Raw genomic sequence first — 12,085 nt, 5'->3', positions numbered from 1 at the left:
CGTCCTATTTCATTTATTTCTTGTGAACATTTGATATTTTTTAAGTATCACGAAGACTAGCTTCGTGTGCACTTTCATCAAACGTCCACACTTATCGACTGTGAATTTTTAAAGAACTTTTCTTTGGTACTGCTTGCTGAGAAGCGTTGTGTTCATCAGCGAAGAGGCAAGAGTATGAAGCGTTTAGATCGTTTCGTCAACCCCTTCTTTTTCCTCGTTCAACTCGGCGCTGAGCGCCGTGTTTTGCGAGGGGGCGAACTATAGCAAATCTATCCCCTGCCTGACAAGGGTAGAATACCGGCTTCATCGAATTTGCAAAAACCATAATGTTGACACCTGCCATACATGCCACCCGCAACGAGACGCTCGCAGCAGAGCTCGATCGCGCTATTAATAACAAGACCAAGCCGCTCGGCAGTCTGGGCGCACTGGAAACGCTGGCGAAACAGATAGGTCTGATACAGAACACCCGTCAGATCAGCATCAGCGATCCCGCCATCCTCGTATTCGCGGCCGATCACGGCGTGGTGGCCGAAGGTATCTCCGCTTATCCGCAGGATGTCACGTGGCAGATGGTAGAAAACTTCCTCGCCAAAGGCGCGGCTATTAATGTCTTCGCCGCTCAGAACAACTGCGCTCTATATGTAGTCGATGCGGGCGTGAACCACGACTTCGGCCCACGTGATGGGCTCATCGATCGCAAGCTGGCCAAGGGCACACACAACTTCGCCCAGCAGGCAGCCATGAGCAACGCAACCTGCACGGCCGCACTGGAAGCGGGCATGGCACTGGCAGCCGAACTGAAAGGCAATGTAGTGGGCTTCGGCGAAATGGGCATCGGTAACACCACAGCTGCCGCAGCACTGATGCACAAACTGACTGGCATCCCGGTGGCGGAGTGCGTCGGTGCAGGCACAGGGCTTTCGCCAGATGGCGTACTGCATAAACAGCACGTTATCGAAGCGGCGGTGGCCCGACATTCGGGCGCTGTAACGCCTTTCGATATCCTCGCCACTTTCGGCGGACTAGAAATCGCCATGATGGCTGGCGCCATGCTGAAGGCGGCCGAACTGCGCAAAGTGCTGCTGATCGACGGCTTCATCGTAACCAGTGCCCTGCTAGTGGCGGCCCGTATGCAGCCGGCGATACTCGACTACTGCGTGTTCTCCCACTGCTCGAACGAACAGGGCCACCAGAAGATGCTGAATGCATTGCAGGCTCGCCCGCTGCTCAACCTCGGCCTGCGGCTGGGCGAAGGCACGGGCTGCGCGCTGGCGCTGCCCCTGCTGCACGCGGCGGCCAACTTCGTCAATCAGATGGCCACCTTCGAGTCCGCACAGGTCAGCGAAAAATCCGAGTAAAGTAGCGCCCATGCACCAGCTCCGCCTGTTCTTTACTGCCCTGCAGTTCTTTACCCGCCTGCCCGTACCAGGCTGGGTGGGCTTCGACCCTGCATGGCTAAACCAGGCATCGCGCTACTTCCCCTTGGTGGGTGTGGTGGTAGGACTGATCGGCGCGGGCGTATATGCCCTAGCAGCCCTGCTACTGCCCGCCCCTGTCGCCGCAGTACTCTCCACTGCAGCGACCATCTACGCAACAGGTGCCTTTCACGAAGACGGCTTTGCCGACATGTGCGATGGCTTCGGCGGCGGCATGACCCGCCAGCGTGTGCTGGAGATTATGAAAGACTCGCGCATAGGCGCTTACGGAGCGATCGGCATAGTCTGCATGCTGGCTCTAAAGTGCAGCACCCTGGCCATGCTCGATCCAGCGATGGCCATCAGCGCGCTGCTGCTGACCCATCCCATTTCCCGCCTGATGGCCACATCGCTGATCTGGCGCCTGCGTTACGCCCGCGAAGAAGGCAAAGCCAAGCCACTGGCGCAAAGCATGCATAACAGCGAATTCGCGCTAGCCGGCATCACTGCGCTGCTGCCCGCCTTGCTACTGATCGCTACCGGCTGGCTGACATGGACGGCTCTGGGTTACAGCCTGCTGGCTGCGCTAATCGCAACCCTCTGGCTGGGCCGAAAAATCCACCAGCGTCTGGATGGTTACACGGGCGACTGTCTGGGCGCTGTCCAGCAGCTGAGCGAAGTCACCATCTATCTGGCACTACTGGCTACCGGCAGCACTGCGGCGCTGCATATTTAACTCCATGCGCCTGCTATTGGTACGCCACCCGCAGCCCCTGATCGAACAGGGCATCTGCTACGGCAGCAGTGATATCGCCGTCAGCACCGAGCAGCTAAAAAAGACAGCCAGCGAACTGGCAGCCGTGCTACCGAGTGGCGTTGCGCTCTACACCAGCCCCCTGCAACGCTGTACCCAACTGGCGCAGCATCTGGCCGCAGCACTGGACCTCGCGCCTGCAATACCCGATGCACGTCTGGCGGAACTCCATTTCGGCCACTGGGAACTGCGACGTTGGGACGACATCGCCCGTGACGAGATCGATGCATGGGCTACCGACATAGTGCAATACCGGCCCGGCGGCGGCGAAAGCGTGCTGCAGATGGCGCAGCGCGTCGCAGCGTTCTACCAGCACTGGCACACGCAGCAGCAGGATGCCATCGTTATCTGCCACGCCGGCACCATCCGTCTGCTGCAAGCCTGCCAGCGCGGACTAGCACCAGCGGCCATGGCACTGGAAGCTGCACAACAAGCCCACCACATCGCCTATGGCAGCACTTTGCTGCTGCAAACCTGAACAAAGCCCGTATAATGGCGGGGTTTTGGTGCTCGCGCGTCTGTCCAGATGCGCAGTTAAACGGGAAACACGAAGCTCTGCCCAACAGCAAAGAGCCTGCGTGTGCTGCCCCCGCAACGGTCAACAAGTGTCGCACGCCATATGCGACAAACCGCCTCGGATAACCACTGTGCTAGTCATGGGAAGGTGAGTCGGCTTACTTGTCAGCCCGGATACCGGCCAGAACAGGTGGAAGTGAGCGAACGGGATGTGCGCGAGCGGATCGAGTAGCAACGCTGCTCCGGCTAGCCTCACCCTGCGTTTCTCGCTTCTGTTCCCTCTGGCCTACGGGGATGTCGGCCGGTTGCTACTAACAGAAAAATAGCATGAACTCACATCGCATTACCCGCCCGGCGGCATGGACGTCGCTGGCATTGGCTATGGCCACCCCTACTCTGCACGCAGAACCTGCACCCACCGTAGTCGTCACAGCAGCCCGCACCCCGCAGGCACTGAACGAAGCCATTAGCGACACCATCAGCATCAGCGCCGAGCAGATCGCCGCGTCGGGTGCTGGCTCCATCATCGACCTGCTGCAGCGCCAGCGCGGCATCGAAATCGCCCGCACCGGCGGCTCCGGCACCAATGCTACGGTGTTCCTGCGCGGCGCCAACAGCAACCAGAACGTGGTGCTGGTCGATGGTGTGCGCATCGGTTCCTCCACCACCGGCGCCGCCAACTGGAGCGCGATTCCTCTCAGCGCCATCGACCACATCGAAATCGTCTATGGCCCGCTCAGCTCCCTGTATGGTGCCGACGCCATCGGCGGCGTGATCCAGATCTTTACCCGCAAGGGACAAGGCGCTGCCACGCTGACGGCATCTGCCGGCTACGGCACGGACAACACCCGCGCCGCCGAAGCAGCAGTGGCAGGCAGCCTGCAGGGCTTCAGCTACGCCATCAGCGCAGGTAAAGAGAAGTCGGACGGTTTCTCCGCCACCCGCCCCGCCAGCAGCTCCTACAATCCGGACAAAGATGGCTACGACCGCCAGAACGCCGCTGCGCGCCTGAGCTACGAATGGGCCGAAGGACAGGAAATCGGCACCCAGCTGATGCACGGTTCGCTCAGCTCGCAGTACGACAGTGGCGCAGCGCCATTCGATGTGCGCTCCATCGCGGCACTCAATAGCGTGGCCTTCTATAGCCACAATCAGCTGCTGCCTAACTGGCTCAGCGCAGTGCAGGTCGCCCAGACGCGCGACGACGGCTCGACCTATTCCAGCGCCGCAGCATCCGGCTACTCGCAGATCAACACCAAGCAAACCAGCTGGAGCTGGCAGAACGACATCACGCTGGGCCGCGACGTACTGCAACTGCTGCTGGAACGCCGCAAGGAAGAAGTCGAAACCAACGGCTACCAGCTCACCAGCCCGCAGCGCATCACCAACTCGGTTGCCGCTTCGTATAACGCACGCCGTGGCGAACAGCTCTTCAACGCCAGCATCCGCCGCGACCGTTCTATCTATGGCGCGAAGAATACCGGGGCGCTCGGTTATGGCTATTTCTTCAGCCCTGCCCTGCGTGCCAGCGCCAGCTACGGCACCAGCTTCCGTGCTCCAACTTATAACGAGCTGTATTACCCCGGCTATGGCAATGCCGCGAACAAGCCGGAGCTGGGCAAAAACGGCGAGATCGGCCTGCACTATGACCAGAACGACCGCTCGCTCAGCGCCACCTACTACCGCAATCGCCTGACGGACCTGATGGTCAATACCACGCCCTGCCCATACGTCGGTCCCGCCTACAAATATGGCTGCGCCTACAACATCAACCATGCTTTACTGGCAGGGCTGACACTGGCGGCCAGCCAGCAGCTGGGCGCTTACACCTTCTCCGCCAGCGCCGACTGGCAGGATCCGAAAGACGAAACCAGCGGCAAGCAGCTGGCACGCCGTAGCAAACAGCACGGCAATCTGGCAGCCGACTATAACGGCGCTGGCTGGAAGGCAGGCGTGGAAGTGCATCTGTCGGGCGAGCGCTTCGACGATGCGGCCAACAAAGCCCGCCTGCCCGGCTACGGCTTGGTCAATCTGTACGCCAGCTATCAACTGAATCGCGACTGGTCGGCACTGGTGCGCTGGAATAACGTCGGCGACAAACAGTACGATCTGGCGCGTAACTACACCACGCCTATGGGCAAGGTGTTCGCCGCGCTGCGTTACGGCTACCAGTAAGCCGCAATGGTGTAATCTGCCGGCAGCCCATGCGAGCAACCGGCGGATTACCCGTCTAACCGAAAGTAGTTCATGCATCCGAATCCACACCATCTACGCCAGCGCGCCAGCGTCATACTGACGGCATTGCTGCTGTTCGCCCTGGTCAGCCTGATTTTCTCCGGCATGACGGGTTCGGTGCAGATACCGCTGGCCGACATACCGGCAGCATTAAACCAACTGGCTCACGGCCAGGCACAGACGCTGGCCGCTACCCTACTTGATCTGCGCCTGAGCCGCGCCATGGTCGCTTTCGTCACCGGCGCAGCGCTGTCGCTGGCCGGCGTCATGATGCAGGCGCTACTACGCAACCCGCTGGCCGACCCTTATGTACTGGGCATCTCGGCAGGTGCTTCGGTCGGTGCACTGGCAGCCCTGCTGTTTGCCTGCGCCATCTGGGTGGTCGATAGCGCTGCCTTTACCGGCGCCGTCACCGTCTCCATGATGCTGTATTTGCTGGCCCGACGCGATCTGCGCGGCGGCACGGCAGCCGAAGGCGGCACGGCGCTGCTGCTCCTGACAGGTGTCATCCTGTCTTCCGCCTGCATGGCACTGGTCACACTGATGCTGTCGATCGCACCGGAAAGCCGTCTGCGCAGCATGGTGTTCTGGATGATAGGCGATCTGGCCGGCGCCCCCGTGCGCGCCCTGCCTTGGGTGGTGCTAGCCGGCGCGCTGGTATTTGCCCTGCGTAGCGCCCGCTCCATGAACGTAATGGCGCTGCATGCCGAAGCGGCAGCAACGCTGGGCATACGGGTGGGCAGCTTGCGCAAGGGCCTGTTCTTTGTCTCCGGCCTGCTCACTGCCAGCGCCGTCACCAGCGCCGGCAGCATAGGCTTTGTCGGCCTGATCGTGCCGCACGCCTGCCGCTTTGCCGTCGGCCCTGACCACCGCCTGCTGATTCCAGCTGCAACGCTGACGGGCGGTACCTTCTTGCTGCTGGCCGATACGCTGGCGCGCACCATCATCGCGCCCCAGCAACTGCCAGTAGGCGTGGTCACCGCACTGATAGGTGCACCCGTATTCCTGTACCAGTTGCACCGACTGCGGAAATAATATGCTCAGCACTCATCAACTCTCCCTGAAAACCGGCCAGCGCCAGCTGGTGACGGCGCTGGACTGGCAGGTAGGCGACGGCCAGTGCTGGAGCATCATCGGCCGCAACGGCGCCGGCAAAAGCACCTTGCTGAGAACCCTGGCCGGATTGCGCGCGCCTGATAGCGGCCAGGTCGCCATCGCCGGCCGTACGCTGGCCGAATGGCCACTGGCAGAACTGGCACGCCAGCGCGCCTTCCTGGCACAAAGCCGCAGCGATGCCTTTGCCTACAGCGTGCTGGAAACCGTGCTGTCGGCACGCCACCCCTACCACGATAACCGCTACTGGGAAGGCAGCGACGACCACGCCATCGCCATGCAGTCGCTGGCTGCCATGGAAGTCGACGATCTGGCGCGGCGCGATGTGCGCACCCTGTCCGGCGGCGAGCGCCAGCGCGTGGCCATCGCTGCCATGCTGGCGCAGGACACCCCGCTGCTGCTGCTGGACGAACCGGCCAATGCACTCGATCTGGCCCATCAGGTCAGCGTCATGAGCCTGCTGGCGCGCCTGTGCCGCGAACAGGGCAAGACCGCCATCATGGTGGGCCACGATCTGACACTGGCCCACAGCGTTTCCACCCACGCGCTGCTGCTGATGGGCGACGGTAGCTGGCTGGCCGGCACCACCGCCGAAGTCATGCGCGCCGATATCCTCAGCAGCTATCTGGGTCACCCCATCGACGTACTACAACACGGCAACCGCAGCATCTTCATCCCTTCCGAGGCACCAGCATGACCGAACCGAATACCGACGACATCAACGCGCTGAACGAGCGCCACCGCCTGCGCATGGAACGCAAAAAGGCCATCATCGACGCCAAGATCGCGGCGGCCGACAAGCAGATAGGCATCATCATCGTCAACACCGGCAACGGCAAGGGCAAAAGCTCCAGCGCTTTCGGCATGGTGATCCGCGCCATGGGCCATGGCATGAAGGTCGGCGTGGTGCAGTTCATCAAAGGCGCCATGCAGACGGGCGAAGAATTGTTCCTGCGCCGCTTCCCTGAAGAAGTCAGCTTCCATTCCATGGGCGAAGGCTATACCTGGGAAACCCAGAACCGCGAACGCGATATTGAAAAAGCCGAGCAGGCATGGGAACAGGCGAAACGTTTTCTGGCCGATCCGGAAATCGGTCTGGTGGTATTCGATGAACTCAACATCGCGCTGAAGTACCGCTACCTCGATGCGGACACCGTCATCAGCGATCTGCTGGCCCGTCCGCCCATGCAGCACGTGGTGATTACCGGCCGTGGCGCACCGCCGGAACTGATAGCCATTGCCGACACAGTGACGGAAATGGACGTGGTCAAGCATGCCTTCAAGGCTGGCATCGGCGCACAGGCGGGCACCGAATGGTGACGCAGGACTACGTGGAGGCCCGTGCCGTACTGGTTTCCGCCATCGCCTCCGGTCAGGGTAAAACCAGCATCACGGCAGCACTGGCGCGCAAGCTGGTCCAACAGGGCCAGCGCGTGCGGGTATTCAAATGCGGCCCGGACTTCATCGACCCCATGATACTGGAGCGCGCCAGCGGCGCTACCGTGCGATCGCTGGACCTGTGGATGGTAGGCGAAGAACTGTGCCGCCGCCAGCTGGCACAGGCGGCGGCCGAAGCCGACGTGCTGTTGCTCGAAGGCGTAATGGGCCTGTACGATGGCACGCCTTCCTCGGCCGATCTGTCGCGCGCATTCGGCGTACCGGTCATGGCAGTGATCGATGCTGCAGCAATGGCGCAGACTGCCGGTGCAGTGGTACACGGCCTGCGCGACTACGGTCCGGTACAACTGGCAGGCGTGATTGCCAACCGCGTCGCCAGTGTAGGCCATGCGCGCATGGTGGCGGCCTCGCTGCGCGACATTCCCTTGTTCGCCACTTTGCCGAAACAGGCACGCGCGCTACCGGAACGCCATCTGGGCCTGATGCTACCGGATGACGTCAGCGATATCGATACGCTGCTCGACCAACTGGCCGAGCAACTGGTATTCGATCAGCAGGCCTGGGATGCCATGCCGCCCGTGCGCTTTGCCAAGCCTTCACAGGCACAGGCGACCGCGCCTCTGCTGGCGGGACGGACCGTTGCCGTCGCGCGCGATCAGGCCTTTATGTTCATTTACCCGCACAATCTGGAAGTGCTGCGCGAACTGGGCGCCACACTGAAGTTCTTCTCGCCGCTGGCCAACCAGCCCGTTCCTGCCGAAGCCGACGCCGTCTATCTGCCCGGCGGCTACCCCGAACTGCACGCTCAGACGCTGGCACAGGCCAGCATCTGGCAAGCCTCCATGCGTGCCGTCCATGCCGCTGGCCTGCCCATCGTGGCGGAGTGCGGTGGCATGATGGCACTGGCCGAAACGCTGACCGATCAGGCAGGCGATAGCTGGCCCATGGCAGCGCTGCTACCCGGTGCGGTCAGCATGCGCGCGCGCCTGTCCGGTCTGGGCCTGCAGGCCCTGCCGACTGCGCAAGGTGATCTGCGCGGCCACACCTTCCATTACTCACAGCTGGAAACGGCGCTCGCCCCGGCGGCGCACACCGTCAAACATCCTTCTGCCCTGCAGGGCGAAGCATGGTACCGCCACGGCTCGCTGGCAGCCTCGTATTTCCATGCCTATTTCCCATCCAATCCGGCAGCCACTGCTGCCCTCTTTAGCGGGAGCGCAGCATGACACGCACACTGATACTGGGCGGCGCACGCTCGGGCAAAAGCAGCTACGCCGAACGGCTGGCCATCGAATCCGGCAAGGAAGTGGTGTATATCGCCACGGCCAGCGCCAGCGATAGCGAAATGGCCGAACGCATACGCCACCACCGCGCCAGCCGTCCCGTCGAATGGATCACCGTAGAGGAACCGCTGGCACTGGGCAATCAGCTGCTGCGCTGGTCGGCACCGGAGCGCCTGATACTGGTCGACTGCCTGACCCTGTGGCTGGGTAATCTGCTTTTCAGCAGCGGCGAAGAGTATCCCGAAGTCGGCACCATCACGCTGCCGCCCTTGTTCCACGAACAGCAGGACATGCTGGCTAGCGCGCTGACCCGCTGCAGCAGCGATGTAATACTGGTCTCGAACGAAGTGGGCATGGGCATCATGCCCATGGGTGCCATCTCGCGCTGCTTCATGGATGAACAGGGTCGCCTGAATCAGGCCATGGCAGCCTTGTGCGACCGTGCCGTGCTGGTCGCCGCCGGCCTGCCACTGGTACTCAAAGGAGCGCCGTGCTGACAGGGCTGCACTGGAGTGCCATCACGCTGTTGCTGACGGCAGGGGCGCTGCTCGACCTGCTGCTGGGCGAAGTACGGCGCTGGCACCCGCTGGTAGGCTTCGGCAATCTGGCTTATGCACTGGAGCGGCGCCTGAATCAGGGCGCGCTGCGATTCTGCCGTGGCGTGCTGGCGTGGCTGCTGGCCGTCATCCCCATCACGGCCGCTGCTTCGGCCCTGACGTGGTGGCTGGCGCCACATTCCTACGCACTTTGGGCTTGCCATGCCGTGCTGCTATATTTCAGTCTGGGCCTGCGCAGCCTCGGCGAGCACAATCTGCCCATCGCCACCGCGCTGGCGCAGCAGGATCTGGCACAGGCCCGCCAGCTGACAGCGCGCATCGTCAGCCGCGACACCAGCAAGGCCAGCGAACAGGAGCTCACCCGCGCCAGCATCGAATCGCTGCTGGAAAACGGCAATGACGCCGTATTCGGCACGCTGTTCTGGTTCATGCTGGCCGGCGGCCCCGGTGCCGTGATGTACCGCATGGCCAACACTCTCGACGCCATGTGGGGCTATCGCACCGAACGCCTGCGCCAGTTCGGCTGCTGCGCAGCGCGCATGGACGATGCCCTCAACTATCTGCCAGCACGCCTGACTGCTCTAAGCTACACCGTGCTGGCGCCCACCCTATCGGCCCGGCGCCGTGCGTGGCGCTGCTGGCGGCAGCAGGCGCCGGCATGGGATAGTCCGAATGCCGGCCCCGTCATGGCCAGCGGCGCCGGTGCCCTCGGCATCAAACTCGGTGGCGCGGCCATCTACCACGGTGTACTGGAACAGCGCCCCCAGCTGGGCGATGGCGCCAGCGCCAGCGGTCCGGACATCTTCCGCGCATGGCGGCTGGTCAGCCACACCACCCTGCTCTGGCTGACCGTGGCGGTACTGATCAACGCCGCACAGATCTGGAGCCAGCATGCTTGAACACGGCGGCAACCTGCGCACCGCTGCGCAACGCTTCGGCCAGCACGACTGGCTGGACCTTTCTACCGGCATCAATCCCCAATGGTATCCAGCACCGCTTATCGCTGGGAATGCGTGGCACCGCCTACCCGAGCCCTCGGCGGAACTGGCGCAAGCGGCCGCCGATTTTTACGGCGCGCCCCTGATGCTGCCCGTAGCCGGCACGCAGGCGGCCATACAGGCTTTGCCGCGCCTGCGCGCACCATCACGCGTTACCGTCTCCGCGCCATCGTATGCCGAACATGCGCACCACTGGCAGCAGCACGGCCACACGCTGGCGCAGATCGCCTACGCCGATCTGGAACAGGCCGTGGCACACAGCGATGTCATGGTGATCTGTAATCCCAACAATCCCACCGGGGCCGTGGTGCCGGCAGCAACCCTGCTGCGCTGGGCTGGACAACTGGCTGCAAGAGGCGGCTGGCTGGTGGTCGATGAAGCCTTCGGCGATACCGCGCCCGAACACAGCGTGGCAGCGCATAGCCAGCAGCCCGGCCTGATCGTACTGCGCTCCATCGGCAAGTTCTTTGGTCTGGCCGGCATCCGTCTAGGCTTTGTCGCTGCGGCGCCGGAACTGCTGGAGGCGCTGGCTTCGCTGCTGGGACCATGGACCGTCAGCGGACCAGCCCAGCAGATCGCACTGGACGCTCTGCGCGACAGCGCATGGCAGCAGCGCACGCGTGACGATCTGCACCGCAGCGGCGCACGCCTGCAGCAACTGCTGGTCCGTCACGGCATCGCCAGCAACGGTACAGCGCTTTTCCAGTGGTGGCCGGAAACGCAGCCGGAAGCCTTCTGGCAGCACATGGCCGAGCGGGGTATCTGGGTGCGTCTGTTCACCCACGCCGCACGCGGCATCCGGCTAGGACTGCCGCCCGACGAAACCGGCTGGCAGCGGCTGGAGACAGCATTAACCCTATGGACCCACAAGGACAGCGTATGAAGTACTTCACTACCGCACTGCTACTGGCACAACTGGCGAGCGCACAAGCCGCCATCAGCGTGCGTGATGACGATGGCAATCTGGTCACGCTGCAAAAGCCGGCGCAGCGCATCATCGCCATGGCACCGCATGTGACGGAGCTGCTGTATGCCGCCGGTGGTGGCGACAAGATCGTCGGTGCCGTCACCTATAGCGACTATCCGGAAGCAGCCAAAAAACTGCCGCGCGTAGGCGACAACCGGCTGGTGGACATGGAGCGCGTGATCGCCATGAAACCCGATCTGATCGTGATCTGGATGCATGGCAGTTCCGAGCGCCAGATCGACACCCTGCGCCAGCTCGGTGTACCGCTATTCCACAGCGAACCGCAGAAACTCGAAGGCATCGCCGACAATGTGCTGCGCCTGGGCCAGCTGATGGGCACCGAAAGCGTAGCCCAACCCGCTGCGGCCGAAATCAGCCGCCAGTTTGCCGCGCTGGCCAAACAGTATGGCAACCGCCCGCCAGTACGCATGTTCTATCAGGTCTGGGACAAGCCGCTCTACACGCTGAGCGGCAGCTCCATCGTCAGCGATGCCATGCGCCTGTGCGGCGGCGTCAACATCTTCGCCGATCTGAAAGTCACCGCCCCGGTAGTCAGTATCGAAGCCGTGCTGCAGTCCGATCCTGAAGCCATTTTCGGCACCAGTGAAAAAAACTATGGCGGCGTCAATCTGTGGCGCCCCTATCCCACCATGAAGGCGGTACGTAACGACAATCTGTTCACCCTCAATGGCGAACTGCTGAACCGTGCCGGTCCGCGCATGGTGGCCGGCACTGCCGCCCTGTGTGAAAAACTCGAGCTGGCGCGCCAGCACCGGAAGAACTGAT

Annotated in this window: 12 protein-coding genes and 1 riboswitch; all 12 genes read left to right on the top strand. The window is 62.6% G+C overall.

All coding sequences use genetic code 11. The features are described from left to right. Positions 1-326: 326 nt before the first annotated feature. The 12 genes from cobT to GM655_RS22040 all read left to right on the top strand — a co-directional run bounded on the left by cobT (position 327) and on the right by GM655_RS22040 (position 12,084). The gene (gene cobT / locus GM655_RS22095; protein ID WP_155436830.1) at positions 327-1,361 is read left to right on the top strand and encodes a nicotinate-nucleotide--dimethylbenzimidazole phosphoribosyltransferase; all 1,035 of its coding nucleotides are present in this window, start codon (positions 327-329) and stop codon (positions 1,359-1,361) included. 10 nt (positions 1,362-1,371) lie between these two features. Further along, positions 1,372-2,154, top strand: coding sequence for an adenosylcobinamide-GDP ribazoletransferase (locus tag GM655_RS22090; RefSeq protein ID WP_155436829.1), 783 nt, complete (start codon positions 1,372-1,374; stop codon positions 2,152-2,154). Positions 2,155-2,158: 4 nt separating this feature from the next. Continuing rightward, positions 2,159-2,710 carry a histidine phosphatase family protein gene (locus GM655_RS22085; RefSeq protein ID WP_155436828.1) on the top strand — a complete coding sequence of 184 codons (552 nt, stop codon included), beginning with the start codon at positions 2,159-2,161 and terminating at the stop codon, positions 2,708-2,710. A 9-nt stretch (positions 2,711-2,719) separates the two neighbouring features. Further along, a riboswitch (cobalamin riboswitch) is annotated at positions 2,720-2,948 on the top strand. A 127-nt stretch (positions 2,949-3,075) separates the two neighbouring features. Beyond that, the gene (locus GM655_RS22080) at positions 3,076-4,923 is read left to right on the top strand and encodes a TonB-dependent receptor domain-containing protein (RefSeq protein WP_155436827.1); all 1,848 of its coding nucleotides are present in this window, start codon (positions 3,076-3,078) and stop codon (positions 4,921-4,923) included. A gap of 72 nt (positions 4,924-4,995) precedes the next feature. Continuing rightward, positions 4,996-6,018, top strand: a complete 1,023-nt coding sequence (locus GM655_RS22075) for a FecCD family ABC transporter permease (protein WP_155436826.1) — start codon at positions 4,996-4,998, stop codon at positions 6,016-6,018. 1 nt (position 6,019) lies between these two features. Beyond that, on the top strand, positions 6,020-6,793 hold the full coding sequence (locus tag GM655_RS22070; protein WP_155436825.1) for an ABC transporter ATP-binding protein: 774 nt from the start codon (positions 6,020-6,022) through the stop codon (positions 6,791-6,793). Continuing rightward, complete coding sequence (gene cobO, locus GM655_RS22065) at positions 6,790-7,416, top strand: cob(I)yrinic acid a,c-diamide adenosyltransferase (RefSeq protein WP_155436824.1); 627 nt, start codon at positions 6,790-6,792, stop codon at positions 7,414-7,416. The genes GM655_RS22070 and cobO overlap by 4 nt, the downstream gene beginning before the upstream one ends. After that, positions 7,410-8,720 (top strand): cobyrinic acid a,c-diamide synthase CobB, encoded by a 1,311-nt coding sequence (locus tag GM655_RS22060; RefSeq protein ID WP_155436823.1) that lies wholly within the window; start codon positions 7,410-7,412, stop codon positions 8,718-8,720. The genes cobO and GM655_RS22060 overlap by 7 nt, the downstream gene beginning before the upstream one ends. Continuing rightward, positions 8,717-9,274, top strand: coding sequence for a bifunctional adenosylcobinamide kinase/adenosylcobinamide-phosphate guanylyltransferase (gene cobU / locus GM655_RS22055; protein WP_155436822.1), 558 nt, complete (start codon positions 8,717-8,719; stop codon positions 9,272-9,274). Before GM655_RS22060 ends, cobU begins: the two co-directional genes overlap by 4 nt. Beyond that, on the top strand, positions 9,268-10,233 hold the full coding sequence (gene cbiB, locus GM655_RS22050) for an adenosylcobinamide-phosphate synthase CbiB (RefSeq protein WP_371866926.1): 966 nt from the start codon (positions 9,268-9,270) through the stop codon (positions 10,231-10,233). Before cobU ends, cbiB begins: the two co-directional genes overlap by 7 nt. Next, on the top strand, positions 10,226-11,215 hold the full coding sequence (cobD, locus tag GM655_RS22045; RefSeq protein WP_155436821.1) for a threonine-phosphate decarboxylase CobD: 990 nt from the start codon (positions 10,226-10,228) through the stop codon (positions 11,213-11,215). The genes cbiB and cobD overlap by 8 nt, the downstream gene beginning before the upstream one ends. Beyond that, on the top strand, positions 11,212-12,084 hold the full coding sequence (locus tag GM655_RS22040) for a cobalamin-binding protein (protein WP_155436820.1): 873 nt from the start codon (positions 11,212-11,214) through the stop codon (positions 12,082-12,084). The genes cobD and GM655_RS22040 overlap by 4 nt, the downstream gene beginning before the upstream one ends. Position 12,085 lies beyond the last annotated feature (1 nt).

This window comes from Pseudoduganella danionis, assembly GCF_009720775.1.
Classification (GTDB): Bacteria; Pseudomonadota; Gammaproteobacteria; order Burkholderiales; family Burkholderiaceae_D; genus Rugamonas; species Rugamonas danionis.
The sequence above is the reverse complement of the archived record's forward strand: the minus strand, read 5'-3'. Positions and strand labels throughout refer to the sequence as shown.